Source organism: Streptomyces sp. NPDC027189 (assembly GCF_055566975.1).
The window spans coordinates 27,841-46,910 of the sequence record NZ_JBVHRI010000007.1 but is presented as its reverse complement, the minus strand read 5'-3'; the positions used below and the strand labels follow the sequence as shown (position 1 = coordinate 46,910).

The 19,070-nt window shown below is 69.3% G+C and carries 14 protein-coding genes; 6 read left to right on the top strand and 8 right to left on the bottom strand.

Annotated features, from left to right (window positions below; genetic code table 11):
* Positions 1-111: 111 nt before the first annotated feature.
* The 7 genes from ACZ4RZ_RS18700 to ACZ4RZ_RS18670 all read right to left on the bottom strand — a co-directional run bounded on the left by ACZ4RZ_RS18700 (position 112) and on the right by ACZ4RZ_RS18670 (position 7,730).
* Positions 112-1,137 (bottom strand): LacI family DNA-binding transcriptional regulator, encoded by a 1,026-nt coding sequence (locus ACZ4RZ_RS18700; protein WP_467745876.1) that lies wholly within the window; start codon positions 1,135-1,137, stop codon positions 112-114.
* Between the two features lie 76 nt (positions 1,138-1,213).
* Positions 1,214-2,632 carry a BNR repeat-containing protein gene (locus tag ACZ4RZ_RS18695; protein WP_467745875.1) on the bottom strand — a complete coding sequence of 473 codons (1,419 nt, stop codon included), beginning with the start codon at positions 2,630-2,632 and terminating at the stop codon, positions 1,214-1,216.
* A gap of 13 nt (positions 2,633-2,645) precedes the next feature.
* The gene (locus ACZ4RZ_RS18690) at positions 2,646-2,966 is read right to left on the bottom strand and encodes an L-rhamnose mutarotase (protein ID WP_467745873.1); all 321 of its coding nucleotides are present in this window, start codon (positions 2,964-2,966) and stop codon (positions 2,646-2,648) included.
* A 16-nt stretch (positions 2,967-2,982) separates the two neighbouring features.
* Positions 2,983-4,065, bottom strand: a complete 1,083-nt coding sequence (rhaS, locus tag ACZ4RZ_RS18685) for a rhamnose ABC transporter substrate-binding protein (protein WP_467745871.1) — start codon at positions 4,063-4,065, stop codon at positions 2,983-2,985.
* Between the two features lie 57 nt (positions 4,066-4,122).
* Entirely contained in the window at positions 4,123-5,115 is a 993-nt protein-coding gene (locus tag ACZ4RZ_RS18680) for an ABC transporter permease (protein ID WP_467746459.1), read from the bottom strand.
* 28 nt (positions 5,116-5,143) lie between these two features.
* Positions 5,144-6,184, bottom strand: a complete 1,041-nt coding sequence (locus tag ACZ4RZ_RS18675) for an ABC transporter permease (RefSeq protein ID WP_467745869.1) — start codon at positions 6,182-6,184, stop codon at positions 5,144-5,146.
* A gap of 28 nt (positions 6,185-6,212) precedes the next feature.
* On the bottom strand, positions 6,213-7,730 hold the full coding sequence (locus ACZ4RZ_RS18670; RefSeq protein WP_467745867.1) for a sugar ABC transporter ATP-binding protein: 1,518 nt from the start codon (positions 7,728-7,730) through the stop codon (positions 6,213-6,215).
* Between the two features lie 273 nt (positions 7,731-8,003).
* Here ACZ4RZ_RS18670 and rhaI point away from each other — a divergent pair, with 273 nt between their 5' ends.
* The 6 genes from rhaI (at position 8,004) to ACZ4RZ_RS18640 (ending at position 15,887) form a co-directional block, all read left to right on the top strand.
* Entirely contained in the window at positions 8,004-9,164 is a 1,161-nt protein-coding gene (gene rhaI, locus ACZ4RZ_RS18665) for an L-rhamnose isomerase (RefSeq protein ID WP_467745865.1), read from the top strand.
* 145 nt (positions 9,165-9,309) lie between these two features.
* The gene (locus tag ACZ4RZ_RS18660) at positions 9,310-11,349 is read left to right on the top strand and encodes a bifunctional aldolase/short-chain dehydrogenase (protein ID WP_467745864.1); all 2,040 of its coding nucleotides are present in this window, start codon (positions 9,310-9,312) and stop codon (positions 11,347-11,349) included.
* A 14-nt stretch (positions 11,350-11,363) separates the two neighbouring features.
* Positions 11,364-12,800: a rhamnulokinase gene (locus tag ACZ4RZ_RS18655; protein WP_467746457.1), complete on the top strand. Its 1,437-nt coding sequence runs from the start codon at positions 11,364-11,366 to the stop codon at positions 12,798-12,800.
* A 188-nt stretch (positions 12,801-12,988) separates the two neighbouring features.
* Positions 12,989-13,744 (top strand): (Fe-S)-binding protein, encoded by a 756-nt coding sequence (locus ACZ4RZ_RS18650; RefSeq protein ID WP_467745862.1) that lies wholly within the window; start codon positions 12,989-12,991, stop codon positions 13,742-13,744.
* Positions 13,741-15,222: a LutB/LldF family L-lactate oxidation iron-sulfur protein gene (locus ACZ4RZ_RS18645; protein ID WP_467745860.1), complete on the top strand. Its 1,482-nt coding sequence runs from the start codon at positions 13,741-13,743 to the stop codon at positions 15,220-15,222. The genes ACZ4RZ_RS18650 and ACZ4RZ_RS18645 overlap by 4 nt, the downstream gene beginning before the upstream one ends.
* Positions 15,219-15,887 carry a LutC/YkgG family protein gene (locus ACZ4RZ_RS18640; protein ID WP_467745859.1) on the top strand — a complete coding sequence of 223 codons (669 nt, stop codon included), beginning with the start codon at positions 15,219-15,221 and terminating at the stop codon, positions 15,885-15,887. The genes ACZ4RZ_RS18645 and ACZ4RZ_RS18640 overlap by 4 nt, the downstream gene beginning before the upstream one ends.
* Here the strand turns inward: ACZ4RZ_RS18640 and ACZ4RZ_RS18635 are convergent.
* Complete coding sequence (locus tag ACZ4RZ_RS18635; protein ID WP_467746455.1) at positions 15,860-18,880, bottom strand: family 78 glycoside hydrolase catalytic domain; 3,021 nt, start codon at positions 18,878-18,880, stop codon at positions 15,860-15,862. The genes ACZ4RZ_RS18640 and ACZ4RZ_RS18635 overlap by 28 nt on opposite strands.
* Positions 18,881-19,070: the final 190 nt, after the last annotated feature.

The following is a 19,070-nucleotide window of genomic DNA, read 5'->3' as shown; positions in this document are numbered from 1 at the left end:
AGGCTGCGACGCCCGGGATCAAGAAAATCTACTGAACAGCGGCTCAGCCCTCGGGTCGAAAGGAACTGAACAGCGGCTCAGCCATCCGGTCGACTGGAACTGAACAGCCGCTCAGCGCGCCGACAGACTGGAGCGGCGCACCACCAGTTCCGGCTGGAGCACGACCCGCCGGTGTTCGTGCGGCGCGGGCGCGGTCTCCGTCTCGATCTCCTCCAGGAGGAGTTCGGCGGCGAGGGATCCCATCGTCACCGCGGGCTGCCGTACGGAGGTGAGCGGGACTGCCGCGGCGGCCGCGAACTCGATGTCGTCGTAGCCGACGATCGCGAGGTCGTCGGGCACGCCGACCCCCGCCGCGTACATGGCCTGCAGGACTCCGAGCGCGAGCAGGTCGTTGGCACAGAAGACGGCGGTGGGGCGCTCGGCGAGGCCGAGGAGCCGGGCCCCCGCGTCGCGCCCCGCGGCCACGTCGAGACGCTCGGTGGGCAGCTCGCGCAGGCTGTCCGGGCCGAGCCCCGCCTCGGCCAGGGCGTTCAGGGCGCCCGTGCGGCGGTCCCTGACCTGGTTCAGTCCGGGCGGCCCGCTGACGTACGCGATGGAACGGTGACCGGCGTCCACGAGGTGCCGTACGGCCAGCGCGCCGCCCGCCACGTCGTCGACGGAGACCGAACACTCGGTGGTGCCCTCGGCGACCCGGTCCACCAGCACGAAGGGGATGCCGTTGCGGCGGAACGCCTCGATGTTGCGCCCGCTCGCGTCGGTGGGCGTCAGCAGCACCCCGCGCACTCGCTGCTCGGCGAAGAGCGACAGATAGTCGGCCTCCTCGCTCGAACTCTGCGCACTGTTGCAGACCATCACGCCGAGCCCGGCGTCCCGCGCGGCGCGCTCGGCGCCGCGCGCCACGTCCACGAAGAACGGGTTGCCCATGTCGAGGACGAGCAGGCCCATGATCCGGCTGCGCCCCGCCCGCAGCTGACGCGCCGATTCGCTGCGCACGTAGCCGAGCCGGTCGATCGCGGACAGCACGCGGGCCCGGGTCTCGGAGGCGACCGTGTCGGGGCGGTTGATCACGTTCGACACCGTGCCGACGGAGACACCGGCGGCACGGGCGACGTCCTTGATACCCACCGACTGGGCCATCAGGCGGAAACCTCCAGGGGAACGAGAAGCGGCGGGCAGGCCATCACATTACCCGCGCGCGGTCCGAAGCCGGTGCTCATGCGGGCAGCCGGAAGTCGACGACATGGAGCGGCGAGGGCGTGGTACCGCTGGACTTCTCCTGGTACATGAACGACAGGATTCCATCCTGCGAGACCCGCGTCTCATCGATCACGACCTCGCCGAAGGCGTTCAGACCGCTGCCGTCGTACAGGAGCGTCCAGTCGGTGTACCCGGAGGACTTCGAGGCGCCTGCGATCCGGCCGAACGGCATGATCGCGTAGGCGTTGTCGTACGTGTCGAGGACCAGCTTGGTGCGCTGGCTGGAGTTCAGGGCGATCGGGATCTCGGTCTTGGTCCAGGCGCCCGAGGAGTTCTTGCGGACGTGGAAGGCTCGGCCGTTGGCCGTCCGGTCGGTGACGTAGTTGGTCGTGCACTGGCCGAAGCGGCCGGGTACGTAGCTGATGATCGCGTGCGGCAGGCCGGTGGAGTCGGTGGCCTGGCTCTCCTGGTTCATGAGGGAGTGGTCGGGGTTGAGGTAGTCGACGACGAGTCCCGGGTCGGTGACAGCGACCATGTCCGAGCTTCCGGTGGTGCCGACGAGGGTGCCCGCGTCGTTGCGCCAGGTGCGGCCGCGGTCGGTGGAGTAGACGTAGCCCGTGTCGTGGTTGGTGATGCCGCCGCTGTTGCACATCACGGCGCCGTTCTGCTCGCGCCAGGTGAAGAAGGAGTGCAGTCGGCCATTGATGTCGTAGTCGATGCCGTGCAGATACATGTTGCGGGCGGTACTGGAGCCGTGCGAGCTGGTGTACGTCCCGGTGGAGCTGGACCACTCGCCGAGCGCGGTCCAGGACGAACCGTCGTACTCCGCCAGGGCGTTGCGTCCGCTTCCGGAGATGCCGACGCGATAGCTGAGCTGGAGCCTGCCTTCCGGAGTCGAGACGAACTGCGGGTAGGTGAACTGCGTCGTGAGCGCGAGCCCGTCGAGGGTCGTCTGTACGGCGCCGAAGACCGCTGAAGTCCATGCCGGGGCGTTGTCGAGCAGGCCGGCCACCGACTTCACGTAGAAGAAGCCGTCGCTGTGCGAGTCCATGTTGAGGTGCAGCCGGCCGTCGGTCCTGGACACGCCCATGGAGATCACGTTGTGCGAGTCGGAGCTCTTCAGCTGGTGGGCGAGGGTGACCGTGGACCAGCTGGACGCGCCGAGCGCCCGGCGGGCGACGACGGCGCTGCGGTCCGTGGTGTACCAGGCCGCGTACTGGTAGCCCTGGTAGGTCAACAGCCCGTTCTTCTGGAACGAGTTGTTGTTGACCAGGCCGTCGTAGGACACGAAGAACAGGGCCTGGGCGTCGAGTTGAGTGGTGCCGGTCAACGTGACGGAGGGGCCGGGGTCGGCCGCCCGCGCCGTACCGGCTTCCAGACCGGGGCCGGCCACCGCGCCCAGCAGTGCCGTCGTGAGCAGTGTGCGTCGTCTCATGCGGAGCTCCTGGTCAGGCGAGGTGGAAGACTTCGGTGAGGGGCTTCATGACCTCGTCGGGTCTGGCGCCGTCCAGTGACTCGAAGAACGGCGCCATCTCCGTCTGCCAACGGGCATTGATGTCGGCGGCCTCCATGCCGGCCTGTGCGGCCGCGAAGTCCTCGGTCTCCAGGTAGCCGACCAGCAGGCCGTCCTCGCGCAGGAAGAGCGAGTAGTTGTGCCAGCCGGTGGCCGAGAGCGCTTCGAGCATCTCGGGCCACACGGCGGCGTGCCGCTCGCGGTACTCGTCGAGGCGGTCCTCGCGGACCTTGAGCAGGAAACAGACGCGCTGCATGAAGTACCGCTCCGAACTAGAAGTTGAACTGGTCGATGTTCTTCGCGTTGAAGACGGTCGGCTTGCCCAGGTTGATCACGCCGTCCTTGCCGATGGTGAAGGAGCCCATGTCACCGGCCTTGAAGGTCTCGCCCTCCTTGCCGGTGATCTGCCCGGAGGCCAGCGCCACGGCGGTACGCGCGGCCAGCTCGCCGAGCTTCGCCGGGTCCCAGAGCTCGAAGGCCTCGACGGTGCCGTTCTTGACGTACTTGCGCATGTCGTTGGGGGTGCCGAGGCCGGTCAGCTTCACCTTGCCCTTGTACTTCGAGCCGGACAGGTACTGGGCGGCCGCCTTGATGCCGACGGTGGTCGGGGAGATGATTCCCTTGAGGTTCGGGTGCTCCTGGAGCAGGCCCTGGGTCTGCTGGAAGGACTGCTGGGCGTCGTCGTTGCCGTACGCGACCTTGACCAGCTTGACGTTCTTGTACTTGGGGTCCTTCAGCTCGTCCTTCATGAAGTCGATCCAGGTGTTCTGGTTCGTCGCGGTCTGCGCGGCGGACAGGATCGCGATCTCGCCCTTGTAGCCGATCTGTTCGGCGAGCAGCTGCACCTCGGTGCGGCCCAGGTCCTCGGCGCTGGCCTGCGAGACGAAGGCGTTGCGGCAGTCGGTCTTGGTGTCGGAGTCGTAGGTGACGACCTTGATCTTGTTCGTCATCGCCTGCTTGAGCGCGGTGCACAGGGCACCCGGGTCCTGTGCGGAGACCGCCATCGCGTCGACCTGCTGCTGAGTGAGCGTGTTGACGTAACTCACCTGGCCCGAGGTGTCGGTGGCACTGCTCGGGCCGACCTCCTTGTACGTGGACCCCAGCTCCGTCACGGCCTTCTCGCCGCCCTTGTCGGCGGAGGTGAAGTACGGGTTGTTGACCTGCTTGGGCAGGAAGCCGACGGTCAGGCCCTTCTTGGTGGCGGCGTTGGGGTCGGCCTTGCCCGCGGCGGCAGCCGAACCGCCCGAGTCCTTGACGTCGTTCTTGGTGGTGCCGCCGCAGGCGGTGGCGGCCAGGGCGAGCGAGGTGACGGCGGCGAGCGCCGCGCAGGTACGGCGGATCGATGACTTGCGCATGGCGAAAGGTCCTTTACGAGGGTGAGCGGAGGGGTTGGAGGGCGGGCCGGGTGGGAGCTACGAGGCCGGAGTCGAGGCGGCTCTGCGGCCCGCCCTCGCAACGGAGATCTGCCGCGTGACCCGGGGGCCGAGCACGGAGACGACGAGCAGCACGCCGGTGACGACGATCTGGGACTGTGCGGAGACGTTCAGCAGGCTCATCACGTTCTGCAGCGCGCCGAGCAGGAACACTCCCGCGATCGCGCCGCCGAGCGTGCCCTTGCCGCCGTCGAAGTCGATGCCGCCGAGCAGCACGGCCGCGACGACGGAGAGTTCGAGGCCGGTGGCGTTGTCGTAGCGGGCGCTGGCGTAGTGCAGCGCCCAGAACACGCCGGTCAGGGAGGCCATGAAGCCGGTGGCGACGAACAGGATCAGCTTCTGCCGCTTGACGCGGATGCCGGCGAATCGCGCGGCCTCCTCGTTCGCGCCGATCGCGAAGGCCGAGCGCCCGAACGGGGTGGCGTGCAGGACGACCACCGCGATGGCGAGCAGCACCACGTAGGGCAGGAAAGCCTGCGGGAGGAAGGTGTTCCCGATGCGTCCGGCCGCGAAGTCCAGGTACTGGGTGGGGAAGTCGGTCACCGCGTCCGAGCCGAGCACGATCTGTGCGATGCCACGGTAGGCGGCGAGCGTGCCGATGGTGACGGCGAGGGACGGCAGCCCGAGCCGGGTGACCAGGAGCCCATTGACCAGCCCGCACACCACGCCCAGGAGCAGGCACATCGGAATGATCGTCTCGATCGACATGCCCTGGTTCCACAGGGCGCCCATGACCGAACCGGATAGTCCGGCGGTGGACGCGACCGAGAGGTCGATCTCCCCGGCCACCACGAGCAGCGTCATCGGCAGGGCGATCAGGGCGATCGGCAGCGTGTTGCCGATCAGGAACGACAGGTTGAGCGCGTTGCCGAAGCCGTCCACGAAGCCGAAGGAGAACAGCAGCAGGACGATGAGGAGGGCGCCGACGACCGTGTCCCAGCGGACGGCGCGCGCGAGGAGCGAGTCAGCCATGGCGGGCGTCTGCTTCAGGGCGGGCGAGTCAGCCATGGCGGGCGTTCCTCTTCTTCAGTGCGGAGGCCACGCGCAGCGCGACGATCCGGTCGACCGCGATGGCGAGGATGAGCAGGATGCCGTTGATGGCGAGCACCCAGACGGAGCTGACGCCGAGGGCGGGCAGCACGCTGTTGATGGAGGTGAGCAGCAGCGCGCCGAGCGCGGCGCCGTAGACGCTGCCGGAGCCGCCGGTGAAGACGACACCGCCGACCACGACCGCGCTGACGACGGTCAGTTCGTAGCCGTTGCTGGTGCCGGAGTCGACGTTGCCGAACCGGGCGAGATACATGGCGCCCGCGAGTCCGGCGAGGCCCCCGCAGACGACGTACGCGGTCAGGATCCGCTTGCGGACCGGGATGCCGGCGAGCCGCGCGGCCTCCGGGTTGGAGCCCAGCGCGTACAGTTCGCGGCCGCTGCCGAAGTGCTTGAGGTAGTACGCGGTGACCAGCAGCACCGCCAGCGCGATCAGCGCGAGATACGGGACCGCCGAGATACCGCCGGAGCCGAAGTCCACGAAACTGCCGGGGAGATCGGCCGCGGTGATCTGCCGGGAGCCGACCCAGATGGAGTCGATGCCGCGGATGATGTAGAGCGTGCCGAGGGTGACGACGAGCGCGGGCACCTGACCGCGGCTGACGAGCAGCCCGTTCACCAGTCCACAGCCGATGCCGAGCAGCACCGCGAGGAAGACGGCGACGACAGGGTTTCCGCCGCCCTGCAGATAGGTGCCGGCCGCGAAGGCGCTGATGCCGAGCGTCGAGCCGACCGACAGATCGACGTTCCGTGTGATCACGACCAGCGACTGACCGGTGGCGACCAGCACCAGGATGGTCGCGTTCAGCAGCAGGTCCTTGATGCCCTGCTCGGACAGGAACTGGCTGTTGCCCATCTGGGTGATGGCGATCATCACCAGGAAGACGACCAGGATGGCGAGTTCGCGCATCTTGAACACGCGGTCCACCAGCCGGGTGCCGCTCGACTTGGGCACCTCGGCGGCGGGGGCGGGGTTGGGTGCGGTCACCGTCATGCGGCGGCCCTCTCAATGATCGTGGTCGTCATGCGGCGGCCCTCCCGGTGGCTGCGGCCATCACGGTTTCCTCGGTCGCTTCGGAGCGTGGGATCTCCGCGGTGAGCCGGCCCTCGTGCATGACGAGCACACGGTCCGCCATGCCGAGGATCTCGGGCAGATCGGAGGAGATCATCAGGACGGCCACCCCGTCGGCGGCCAACTCGCTGAGCAGCCGGTGCACTTCGGCCTTCGTACCGACGTCGATGCCACGGGTCGGCTCGTCGACGATGAGTACCTTGGGGCCGGTGGCGAGCCACTTGGCGAGGACGACCTTCTGCTGGTTGCCGCCGGAGAGCGTGGAGACGGCGTCGGCGATCCGGGCGTACTTCACCTGGAGCTTGACCGCCCAGTCGAGGGAGCGGCTGCGCTCGGCGCCGCGGTCCATCAGGCCCGCCTTGACCGTCGTACGCAGCCCGGTCAGGCCGATGTTGCGCTCGATGGACATGTCCATCACGAGGCCCTGCGCGCGCCGGTCCTCAGGGACGAGGGCGAGCCCGGCGGCCATGGCCGTCGAGGGCGCGCCGTTCGTCAGCGTCCTGCCGTCGACCTCGACCTCACCGGCGTCCCAGCGGTCGACGCCGAAGACGGCCCGGGCGACCTCCGTGCGCCCGGCGCCCACCAGCCCGGCGAGACCGACGATCTCGCCGCGCCGGACGTCGAAGGAGACGTCCGTGAAGACGCCTTCGCGGGTCAGGCGGCGCACGCTCAGGGCGACCGAGCCCGCCTCGACCTCCTGCTTCGGGTAGAGCTCCTCGAGGTCGCGGCCGACCATCCGGCGGACGAGGTCGTCCTCGGTCATGCCGTCCAGCGGTTCGCTGGCGATCCAGGCGCCGTCGCGCAGCGTCGTGACCCGCTGGCAGATCCGGAAGATCTCCTCCAGGCGGTGCGAGATGAACAGCACCGCCGAGCCCTGCTCGCGCAGGGTGCGGACGACACCGAAGAGGCGGGCCACCTCACTGCCGGTGAGGGCGGCGGTCGGCTCGTCCATGATCAGGACGCGGGCGTCGAAGGAGAGCGCCTTGGCGATCTCGACGATCTGCTGGTCGGCGATGGACAGGCCGCGCGCCGGACGGTCGGGGTCGAGTTCGACTCCGAGGCGCTTCATGAGGGCGGCGGTCGCCGCGTGGGTGGCCTTGTGGTCGATGCGGCCGAGGGCCCGCCGGGGCTGGCGGCCCATGAAGATGTTCTCGGCGATCGACAGATCAGGGAAGAGCGTGGGCTCCTGGTAGATCACCGCGATGCCCGCGTCGCGGGCATCGGCGGGACCGTGGAAGACGGTGGGTTCGCCGTCCAGCAGCACCTGACCGGCGTCCGGTCGGTGCACGCCGGCGAGCGTCTTGATGAGGGTCGACTTGCCCGCGCCGTTCTCTCCGGCGAGCGCGTGCACTTCGCCGGGAAACAGTTCCAGGGACACGTCCCGCAGGGCACGTACGGCGCCGAAGGACTTCGAGATGTCCTTGAGCGCCAGCACGGGGGCCGGACCCGTATCGGACGGGTGGGTCATGGGAGCTCCTCAACGACGCGGGCGTCGCGGCCTCACGACGTCGTGAAAGGTTTCAACTAGGTTGCCGGGACGTTAGGCATGTAGCCCAGGTCACGTCAATGGGTACGGGTCGAAATTCTTGATAGACAAAGGTCACAACCGAGTCACGGAGAGCGGTCTTTGCGTGAGGGCTTGACAGCCCTACGGGCGGCTCATAGCTTCGGCCTGCTGAATCGTTTCAGACTGAACTCTTCAAGAAGTCCTTTTCAGACCCGAAGTCGTAGGAGCCCCGAAGTGACCGAGCTCGCCGCGGTGAAGGCCGCCCTCAAGACCCAGGCCGTCGAGACGCCGTCATGGGCGTACGGGAATTCGGGGACCCGATTCAAGGTGTTCGCGCAGCCTGGAGTGCCGCGCACACCTCAGGAGAAGCTCGACGACGCCGCGCAGGTGAACGCGTACACGGGTGCCGCGCCGACCGTCGCGCTGCACATCCCCTGGGACAAGGCCGACGACTACGCGGCGCTGGCGAAGTACGCGCAGGAGCGCGGCCTGAAGCTGGGCACGATCAATTCCAACACCTTCCAGGACGACGACTACAAGCTGGGCTCCATCTGCCATCCGGACGCGACGGTGCGCCGCAAGGCTCTTGATCACCTGCTCGAGTGCGTCGACATCATGGACGCGACGGGGTCCAAGGACCTGAAGCTGTGGTTCGCGGACGGCACGAACTATCCCGGCCAGGACGACATCCGTGAGCGTCAGGACCGGCTCGCCGAGGGTCTGGCGCTCGTGTACGAGCGGCTCGGCGACGACCAGCGGATGCTCCTGGAGTACAAGTTCTTCGAGCCCGCCTTCTACACGACGGACGTCCCCGACTGGGGCACGGCGTACGCGCACTGCCTCAAGCTCGGCCCCAAGGCGCAGGTCGTCGTCGACACCGGGCATCACGCCCCCGGCACCAACATCGAGTTCATCGTCGCCACGCTGCTGCGCGAGCGGAAGCTCGGGGGCTTCGACTTCAACTCCCGCTTCTACGCCGACGACGACCTGATGGTGGGCGCCGCCGACCCCTTCCAGCTGTTCCGGATCATGTACGAGGTGATCCGCGGCGGCGGCTTCACGCCGGGCGTGGCGTTCATGCTCGACCAGTGCCACAACATCGAGGCGAAGATCCCGGCGATCATCCGTTCCGTCATGAACGTCCAGGAGGCCACGGCCAAGGCTCTCCTCGTCGATCGCGCCGCGCTCGCCGAGGCTCAGCGGGGCGGCGACGTGCTTGCCGCGAACGCGGTGCTGATGGACGCGTACAACACGGACGTGCGGCCCTTGCTGGCCGAGGTGCGCTCGGAGCTCGGGCTGGACCCCGATCCGGTCGCCGCGTACCACCGGTCCGGGTACGCGGACCGGATCGCCTCCGAGCGGGTGGGTGGGCAGCAAGCCGGTTGGGGGGCTTGATCACTGCGATTCGTTTGCCCAACGAGCCCTTTGCAGTCTGCGGGTAGCAGTGGGCTGATCGCGCAGTTCCCCGCGCCCCTGAAGGGGCGCTCCCCCTCGGGTTCGTCCCGAGTGCACGTACACACTCTTCCAAAGGACCAGGACCATGGCACCCCATCCCGAAGCCGCCGCCCTCCTCGCCCGGTCGCACCGGCTCGGCGCCGATCCCCGCAACACCAACTACGCGGGCGGCAACGCCTCCGCGAAGGGCACCGACACCGATCCCGTGACCGGCGGTGATGCCGAGTTGATGTGGGTCAAGGGGTCGGGCGGTGACCTCGGCACGCTCACCGAGTCGGGGCTGGCCGTGCTGCGGCTGGACCGGTTGCTGGCGCTCAAGGACGTCTACCCGGGCGTCGAGCGCGAGGACGAGATGGTCGCCGCGTTCGACTACTGCCTGCACGGCAAGGGGGGCGCGGCGCCGTCCATCGACACGGCGATGCACGGGCTGGTGGACGCGCCGCACGTCGACCACCTCCACCCAGACTCCGGGATCGCGCTCGCCTGCGCGGCCGACGGGGAGAAGCTGACCGCCGAGTGCTTCGGGGACAGCGTGGTGTGGGTGCCCTGGCGCCGGCCCGGTTTCCAGCTCGGTCTGGACATCGCGGCGGTCAAGGAGGCCAACCCGCAGGCGATCGGCTGCGTCCTCGGCGGGCACGGCATCACCGCGTGGGGTGCGACGGCCGAGGAGTGCGAGCACAACTCGCTGCACATCATCCGCACCGCCGAGACCTTCCTGGCCGAGCGCGGGAAGGCGGAGCCGTTCGGGCCGGTCGTCGAGGGATACGAAGCACTGTCCGAGACGGACCGCCGGGAGCGGGCCGCGGCTCTGGCGCCGTACATCCGGGCCATCGCCTCCCAGGACCGCCCGCAGGTCGGACACTTCACCGACTCCGATGTCGTCCTGGACTTCCTCGCCCGCGCCGAGCACCCGCGTCTCGCGGCGCTCGGCACCTCCTGCCCGGACCATTTCCTGCGGACGAAGGTCAGGCCGCTCGTGCTGGATCTGGCGCCGGCCACGGGCCTGGACGAGGCGGTCGCCCGGCTGAAGGAGCTGCACGCCGAGTACCGCGAGGAGTACGCCGCCTACTACCAGCGGCATGCCCTGCCCGACTCCCCCGCGATGCGCGGCGCGGACCCGGCGATCGTGCTCGTGCCCGGAGTCGGCATGTTCTCCTTCGGCAAGGACAAGCAGACCGCGCGGGTGGCGGGCGAGTTCTACGTCAACGCCATCAACGTGATGCGCGGTGCCGAGGCCGTCTCGACGTACGCGCCGATCGAGGAGTCGGAGAAGTTCCGCATCGAGTACTGGGCTCTGGAGGAGGCCAAGCTCCAGCGGATGCCGCAGCCCAAGCCGCTCGCGACGCGGGTGGCGCTGGTGACGGGCGCGGGCAGCGGCATCGGCAAGGCGATCGCCGAGCGGCTGGTGGCCGAGGGCGCGTGCGTGGTGGTCGCGGACCTCAACGCAGAGAGTGCGGACGACGTCGCCTCGGCACTGGGCGGTCCCGACAAGGCCGTGGCCGTCACCGTCGACGTGACGTCCGAGGAGCAGATCGCCGAGGCGTTCAAGGCGGCGGTACTCGCCTTCGGCGGGGTCGACCTGGTGGTCAACAACGCCGGTATCTCCATCTCCAAGCCCCTGCTGGAGACCTCGGTCCGCGACTGGGACCTCCAGCACGACATCATGGCTCGCGGCTCCTTCCTCGTCTCGCGCGAGGCGGCGCGGGTGATGATCGCGCAGGGGCTAGGCGGCGACGTCGTCTACATCGCGTCCAAGAACGCGGTCTTCGCCGGTCCGAACAACATCGCCTACTCCGCCACCAAGGCCGACCAGGCCCACCAAGTGCGCCTGCTGGCCGCCGAATTGGGTGAGCACGGGATCCGGGTCAACGGCGTCAACCCCGACGGGGTGGTCCGCGGCTCGGGGATCTTCGCGGGCGGCTGGGGCGCGCAGCGGGCGGCGACGTACGGCATCGAGGAGGAGAAGCTGGGTGAGTTCTACGCCCAGCGGACGATCCTGAAGCGTGAAGTGCTGCCGGAGCACGTCGCGAACGCGGTGTTCGCCCTGACGGGTGGGGACTTGACGCACACCACGGGGTTGCACGTCCCGGTCGACGCCGGCGTCGCCGCCGCGTTCCTTCGGTGACGCGGGTGACCGAGGTGAAGTCGTACGCCGCGGTCGACCTCGGCGCGTCCAGTGGACGCGTCATGGTCGGCCGCGTCGGCCCCGACACCCTGGAACTCGCCGAGGCGCACCGCTTCCCGAACCGGCCGGTCCGCGTCCCCGAGGGTCTGCGCTGGGACATTCTTTCCCTGTACGCCGGTGTCCTCGACGGTCTGCGAGCAGCCGGGCAGGTCGACTCGGTGGGCATCGACAGCTGGGCCGTGGACTACGGCCTGCTGGACGCGGACGGGGCGCTGCTCGGCAACCCGGTGCACTACCGCGACGCCCGTACGGAGGGTGCCGCGGAGAAGGTGTGGGCGACTGTGCCGGCCGCCGAGCTGTACGCGGCGACCGGGCTGCAGTACGCGCCGTTCAACACGCTGTACCAGTTGGCGGCGGCCCGCTCGACGCGCCAACTCGCCTCGGCCGAACGGCTGTTGCTCATCCCCGATCTGCTGACGTACTGGCTCACGGGCGAGGCGGGCACCGAGCTCACCAACGCCTCGACCACCCAGCTGATCGACCCGCGCACCCGCGACTGGGCATACGACATCGCCGAGCGGCTCGGCATCGACCTGAAACTGTTCGCGCCGCTGCGCCGCCCCGGCGACCCGGCCGGGCTGCTCCGGCCGCACGTGCTGGAGGAGACCGGGCTGACCGGCCCGGTCCCGGTGACCACGGTCGGTTCGCACGACACCGCCTCGGCAGTGACCGCCGTACCCGCCACCGGAGAGCGGTTCGCGTACATCTGCACCGGCACCTGGTCCCTGGCGGGCCTGGAGCTGGACGCGCCGGTGCTCACCGAGGCGAGCCGGGCGGCCAACTTCACCAATGAGCTGGGCCTGGACGGCACGGTCCGCTATCTGCGCAACATCATGGGGCTGTGGCTTCTCCAGGAGTGCGTACGCGAATGGGGGCACCCCGACCTGGGGGATCTTCTCTCGGCCGCCGCCGAGGTGGCGCCGCTGCGGTCCGTCGTGGACGCCGGCGACGCGGGGTTCCTGGCGCCGGGACGGATGCCCGCCCGGATCGCCAACGCCTGCCGGGAGTCCGGGCAGGCGGTGCCCGAGTCGCCCGCCAAGGTGACGCGCTGCATTCTCGATTCCCTCGCGCTCGCCCATCGCCGCGCGATCGACGCGGCCCAGTCCCTCGCCGACCACCCGGTCAACATCGTGCACATCGTCGGCGGCGGCGCCCGCAACGCCCTGCTGTGCCAGCTCACCGCCGACGCCTGCGGCCTGCCGGTCGTGGCGGGCCCCGCGGAGGCGGCCGCGCTCGGCAACGTCCTCGTCCAGGCCCGGGCCCACGGGTTGGTCGGCGACCGTACGTCGATGCGGCGACTCCTCGCTCGTACGCAGCCGTTGAAGCGATACGAGCCCCGAGGTGACACGGCGGCGTGGCGCGCCGCCGGGGACCGGATCACCCCTCCGTGAGCGGGGGCTCGCGTGGCGCGCGACCGGCTCACCCGTCCGTGAGAGGGAACTGCCCGGATGCGCGACCGACTCACCCGCCTGTGAGCGGGGCTCCCCTGACGCGCGACCGCCGCGTACTCCCCCACTACGCTAAGCGCGTGTGGGGGTGCCCCCAGCACTCATCCGATGATCGAGAACAAGGAGCTGCGATGCGTGTCGCCCTGTTCCTGACCTGTGTCAACGACACGCTGTATCCGGACACCGGCCGGGCCGTGGTGAAACTGCTGACCAGGCTGGGCGTGGACGTCGATTTCCCGATGGGCCAGACGTGTTGCGGGCAGGCGCACTACAACACCGGGTATCGCCATGAGGCCGAGCCGCTGGCCCGGCATTTCTCCGATGTATTCGGGGAGTACGAGGCGATCGTGACGCCGTCCGGGTCGTGCGGGGCCATGGTGCGGGAGCTGTATCCGCGGATGGGTGAGCGGGCGCGCGCCGAGGGGCGTGGCGACTCGCTGGCCAGGACGCTGGCTCCGGTCGTGCCCAAGACGTACGAGCTCACGGAGTTCCTGGTGGACGTGCTCGGCGTGACCGATGTCGGCGCGTACTACCCGCACACGGTGACCTACCACCCCACCTGTCACGGTCTGCGCAGCCTGGGCCTGGGCGACCGGCCGCGCCGTCTGCTCCAGGCGGTCAAGGGACTTGAGCTGCGCGAGCTGCCCGGCGCCGACGAGTGCTGCGGCTTCGGCGGGACCTTCGCTGTCAAGAACCCCGATGTCTCCGCGGCGATGGGTGCCGACAAGGTGCGCAACGCCGAGTCGACGGGCGCCGATGTGCTGTGCGCGGCCGACAACTCCTGCCTGATGCACATCGGCGGCACGATGAGCCGCCTCAACACGGGCATGCGGCCCGTCCACATCGCGGAGATCCTGGCGAGCACGGAAGAGGAGCCCTTGGTATGAGCGGGACCTTCGTCGGCATGCCGGCCTTCCCGGAGGCCGCGCACGAAGCAGTGCACAACGCCACCTTGCGCGGCAATCTGCGCCACGCCACCCACACGATCCGCAGCAAGCGCGCCAAGGCGGTCGCTGAGGTCTCCGACTGGGCCGCGCTGCGCGAGGCGGGCAAGCAGATCAAGGACCACACACTCCGTCATCTCGACCGCTATCTCGCGCAGTTGGAGGAGACGGTCACCGCGGCCGGCGGCACCGTGCACTGGGCCGCCGACGCCGACGAGGCCAACCGGATCGTCGCCGACCTCGTGAAGGCGACGGGCGAGACGGAGGTCGTCAAGGTCAAGTCGATGGCGACGCAGGAGATCGGCCTCAACGAGGCCCTTCTCGAAGAGGGCATCCACGCCTACGAGACCGATCTCGCCGAACTCATCGTCCAGTTGGGCAAGGACCGGCCCTCCCACATCCTCGTCCCGGCGATCCACCGCAACCGCGGCGAGATCCGGGACATCTTCGTCCGGGAGATGAGCGAGTGGGGCCGCCCGGCCCCCGAGGGCCTGACCGACACGCCCGCCGAGCTGGCCGAGGCCGCCCGGCTGCACCTGCGGGAGAAGTTCCTGCGCGCCAAGGTCGGCATCTCCGGCGCCAACTTCATGGTCGCCGAGACCGGCACGCTGGTCGTCGTCGAGTCGGAGGGCAACGGCCGGATGTGCCTGACGCTCCCCGAGACCCTGATCTCGGTCGTCGGCATCGAGAAGATCGTGCCGACCTGGCAGGACCTGGAGGTCTTCCTCCAGACCCTCCCGCGCTCCTCGACGGCCGAGCGCATGAACCCGTACACCTCGACATGGTCCGGCACCACGGACGAGGACGGACCCCGGACCTTTCACCTGGTCCTCCTCGACAACGGCCGCACCGACACGCTCGCCGACGAGGTCGGCCGCCAGGCGCTGCGCTGCATCCGCTGCTCGGCGTGTCTGAATGTCTGCCCGGTCTACGAGCGGGCGGGCGGCCACGCGTACGGCTCGGTCTACCCGGGCCCGATCGGCGCCATCCTGAGCCCCCAACTCCGGGGCACGCAGAGCGAGATCGACGCCTCCCTCCCGTACGCCTCCTCGCTCTGCGGCGCCTGCTACGAGGTCTGCCCGGTCGCCATCGACATCCCGGAAGTCCTCGTCCACCTGCGGGAACGGGTCGCCGAGGGCGGTCCGACAACGCGGGACGGCAACAAGGTCGTGCTCAAGCCCGCCAAGGGGCATGCCGCCGAACGGGCGGCGATGCGCGCGGCCCGCTGGGCGTTCAGCCATCCCGGCGCGCTGCGCACCGGCCAGCGGCTCGCGTCGCGGACGCGCCGCTTCCATCCGCGGACGCTGCCCGGCCCCGGCAGGGCGTGGAGTGCGAGCCGTGATCTGCCGGCGGTGCCCGCGGAGCCGTTCCGCGACTGGTGGCAGCGTACGCAGGGCGGAAAGAAGGCGGACTCGAAGTGAGCAGCAGGGATCTGATCCTGGGCCGGGTGCGACGCGCGATCGCGGACGTACGACAGGACGACACGCCGTACGAGCAGGCCGTTGACCGGAGTTATCTGCGCGAGCACGGTGCGCGGAGTGTCGCGGAGACGGTGGATCTGCTCGCCGAGAACCTGGCGGACTATCGGGCCGTCGTGCATCGCACGGACACCGAGGAACTGCCGTACCTGATCATGCGGTTGTTGTCCGCGCGTGGCTCGCGGTACGTCCTCGTTCCTCCGGGTCTGCCGCCCGAGTGGATGTCGGCCGCCGATGCCACACGGGTGCACGACCGCGCTGAGAGCACTCCTCAGGAGCTGGACCAGGTGGAGAGCGTCGTCACCGGCTGCGCTGTCGCGATCGCCGAGACCGGCACCATCGTCCTCGACGGCGGCCCCGACCAGGGCCGCCGCCGCATCACCCTCGTCCCCGACCACCACATCTGTGTCGTGCGCGTCCCCGACCAGGTGGTCTCCTCCGTGCCCCAGGCCCTGGATCGCCTCGACCCGGCCCGCCCGCTGACCTGGATCTCCGGGCCTTCGGCGACCAGTGACATCGAGCTGGACCGGGTCGAGGGTGTGCACGGTCCGCGCACTCTGGAGGTGGTGCTGGTGAGCGATCAGCCCAAGGCGGACGTCACGTCGTAGCCGCCGGACGGCAGCCGGTAGGACGCCGCCGAGTTGTCGAAGCCCAGGAACTCGACGCCGGGAACCTGGGCCAGCGGCGTTCTGCCCGCACGGACCGTGGAGGGATCGGTGGTCGGCAGGCGCAGCGTTGCCTCGCTGTTCGCGGGGACCACCGCCCGGTAGGTCAGCGTCCGGTCCCGCACCGTCCATGCGCTGACGATCTCGCCGTATGGGGAGACATGTGAACCGGCCACATGAGTGATCTTCCCGGTCGGGTCCGTGTGCGGCTTGAGCAGGAAGTGCTTGAACCCGGGATGGGCCGGGTCCTTCGCGATGCCGGCCATGTCCTCGTACATCCACTCCATGATCGCGCCGTAGGAGTAGTGGTTGAACGAGTTCATCTCGACCGGTCCGAAGCCATCCTGCTTCGAGTACGAGTTCCAGCGCTCCCAGATGGTGGTGGCGCCGTTCTTCACCGAGTACAGCCATGAGGGCATGGCGTCCTGGAGCAGCAGCTTGTACGCGAGGTCGGCGCGGCCCTGGTCGGTGAGCACCGGGGCGAGCACGTTCACGCCAAGGAAGCCGACGGACAGGGTGTTCTCGGCGTACTGCACGCGGGTGCTGTCGGGATGGGCCGCCTTGTAGCTCGCGTCGTTCCCGATGTTCTCGGCGAGCAGGTCGACGATCTGGCGGCGTTGGGCATCGGTGTCGTACAGACCGAGCTTGAGGACCCACACCAGCGCGGTCTGGCTGTTGTCCTCGGGCGCCGTGCCCATGATGGGGGACCCGCCGAGGCTGGAGCGCACGGTGACTTTCCCGCCGTCGGTGCTGAGGTACTTGGCTATGAAGGCCCGCTTGATGTCGGCGAAGAGCCTGTCGTACTTCTCGGCCTCCGTCGTACGCTCGGTCGCTCGGGCCATCTGGGCCATCAATTGGGTGCTGTAGCCGTAGTAGAGGTCACTCATCAGTTGGGTGCCGGTGCTCTGCGGCGCCAGCCAGTCGGCGAAGAGCGCGCCCTGACCGGCGTAGGTCTCCCCCGTTTTCCCGCGGATCCAGTCCAGGTACCGGCTCATCGCCTCCCAGCTCCGGTCGACGACCGTCCGGTCCCCGCTCATCTGCCACACGGTCCACGGGATGATCACGCCGCAGTCGGCCCAGCCGCTCACCGGGGCTGCGGCGTTGTACCGGTTTCCCGGAGAGACGGCGGTGAACTGGGCGCCGTCCAGGCCGTAGATCTTCTGCGAATCGATCAGGTTGTCCTCGAAGTGGCTGAGGAAGTTGACCGCGTCGACGTTGTAGAGCCCGGTGTTGGAGAACAGTTGGGTGTCGCCGGTCCAGCCGAGGCGCTCGTCGCGCTGCGGGCAGTCGGCGGGGACCCACAGGTAGTTGCCGCGCTGGCCCCAATGCACGTTGCTGATGAGCTGGTTGACCTGGGGGTCGTTGGTTGTGACGGCGCCGGTCCCACGGATCGCGGAGGTGGCGACCTTCCCGGCCAGGGCGGTGATCGTGACCTCGGGACCGGATGTCGTGACGGAGACGTAGCGGAATCCGTAGAAGGTCAGCGAGTCCTGGTGGCTCTCGCCGTCGGGGTCGCCCTTGAGCGTGTACGTGCTGGTTGCCTTGGCGCTGCGCAGATTGGCCCGGTACACCGAACCCTCGGGGCCGTCGGCGCCCTTGCTGGTGTCGTTGAGCATCTCGCCGAAGGCGAAGGTGACTTGGGCGCCTTCGGGGCCGCGCACCGAGTAGCGGGGCACGCCGACCATGTTCTGGCCGAGGTCGAAGACGGCGGTGTCGCCGCTGCCGATCGTGACCGCGGCGGTGGCGGCCTGGGCGGGGTCGGTCACCGACCGGGCGGCGTCGACGACGATGTGGCCCCTGCCGTTGGCGCTGCCCGTCTCACCGGCCACGCCGGTGCAGACAGTGATGGACTGCGGTGTGCGGTCCCACTGGGGCATCAGTCGGGCGGTCTCGCCGGGGTAGGCGACCAGCTTCGAGTCGGGGAACTTGGTGGCGAAGTCGTTCTCCTCGACGCCCGCCCAGGCGGCATCGTCGAAGCCGGTCGCCGTCCAGCCCGGTACCTCCTTGCGGGCGTCGTAGGCCTGCCCGTCGTAGATGTCGTCGGCGCGGTAGGGGCCCGTGTCCGTCGCCTTCCAGCCCTCGCCGGGCGCGCTCACCACGGACTGGGTCGATCCATCGGCGTACCGGAGCAGGAGTTTGGCCTTCAGGGCAAGCCGGTTGCCGTCCTTGGAGTAATAGGTGCTGCCGTCCGAGATCCGGCTGTTGTACCAGCCGTTGCCCAGCACGGCCGCGAGGGTGACCCGCCGCTCGCCGGCGACCAGGTCCGTCACGTCGTAGCTGATGTAGCTGATCCGGCTGTGGTAGTTCGTCCAGCCCGGGGTCAGCAACTCCTGGGTCGTGCCCCCTCCCTGGGGCACCGAGACGCGTCGGCCGTTGACATAGGCGTCGTACACGCCCAGGGCCGAGACGTACAGGCGAGCCTCACGGACCCGCCCCCTGAGCGCGGTCTGCCGTCGGAGCAACGGTGCCCCCGCGCTGTTCGGCGCCTTGCCCGCCATGCTGATCCACGTCGCGCCGTCCCAGCCCGACACGCCGTCGGTGCTGCGCAGCCCGGTCTCGAAGTGGGCGGGCGGCACGCCGGTGACGGCGCGCCCGTCCTCGTCCCACGCGGTCACGGTCCAGAAGTAACGCGTCGAGGCGCGCAGCCGTGTGCCGTCGTAGCGCACCGCCACCGAGTCCGATGACTCGACACGGCCGCTGTTCCACACGTCGGCGCGGGCTCGGGTCAGGCGCTCGGGTGATGTGGCCACCAGGATCTGATATGCCGTCTGGCGCCGACCGCGGGCCGGGGACGCCATGCGCCAGCCGAAGCGTGGCGCGTCCGTGTCCACGCCGAGTGGGTTCGTGCGGTGTTCCACGGTCAGCCCTGCCAGCGAGGTCCGGTCGGAGGCCGGCGCGGCCCATGCCGTGCCTCCCGTGCCGACCCCTCCGGCCATCGCCACGACTCCGGCGCCCAGCGCGGTGGTGAGCACCGTTCTGCGCCGGACGTTGCCTGTTCCTTCGTTGGGTGTCGCCTCGTTCACGCCGTCATCCCTTCGGCTTCGGAGGAAGTGAGTTGTAACGTTTCACTTCAACTGGCTGCGAAGGTAGTGGCGGCTGAGGCGCATGTCCACCACCCCAACAACG

Excerpts from the sequence above, each read along its gene's own strand:
- ACZ4RZ_RS18670 (WP_467745867.1), bottom strand. The coding sequence starts at position 7,730 with ATGACCCACCCGTCCGATACGGGTCCGGCCCCCGTGCTGGCGCTCAAG.
- ACZ4RZ_RS18680 (WP_467746459.1), bottom strand. The coding sequence starts at position 5,115 with ATGGCTGACTCGCTCCTCGCGCGCGCCGTCCGCTGGGACACGGTCGTC.
- ACZ4RZ_RS18650 (WP_467745862.1), top strand. The coding sequence starts at position 12,989 with ATGCGTGTCGCCCTGTTCCTGACCTGTGTCAACGACACGCTGTATCCG.
- ACZ4RZ_RS18695 (WP_467745875.1), bottom strand. The coding sequence starts at position 2,632 with ATGAGACGACGCACACTGCTCACGACGGCACTGCTGGGCGCGGTGGCC.
- ACZ4RZ_RS18645 (WP_467745860.1), top strand. The coding sequence starts at position 13,741 with ATGAGCGGGACCTTCGTCGGCATGCCGGCCTTCCCGGAGGCCGCGCAC.
- ACZ4RZ_RS18700 (WP_467745876.1), bottom strand. The coding sequence starts at position 1,137 with ATGGCCCAGTCGGTGGGTATCAAGGACGTCGCCCGTGCCGCCGGTGTC.
- ACZ4RZ_RS18675 (WP_467745869.1), bottom strand. The coding sequence starts at position 6,184 with ATGACGGTGACCGCACCCAACCCCGCCCCCGCCGCCGAGGTGCCCAAG.
- ACZ4RZ_RS18660 (WP_467745864.1), top strand. The coding sequence starts at position 9,310 with ATGGCACCCCATCCCGAAGCCGCCGCCCTCCTCGCCCGGTCGCACCGG.
- rhaS (WP_467745871.1), bottom strand. The coding sequence starts at position 4,065 with ATGCGCAAGTCATCGATCCGCCGTACCTGCGCGGCGCTCGCCGCCGTC.
- ACZ4RZ_RS18690 (WP_467745873.1), bottom strand. The coding sequence starts at position 2,966 with ATGCAGCGCGTCTGTTTCCTGCTCAAGGTCCGCGAGGACCGCCTCGAC.
- ACZ4RZ_RS18635 (WP_467746455.1), bottom strand. The coding sequence starts at position 18,880 with ATGGCCGGAGGGGTCGGCACGGGAGGCACGGCATGGGCCGCGCCGGCC.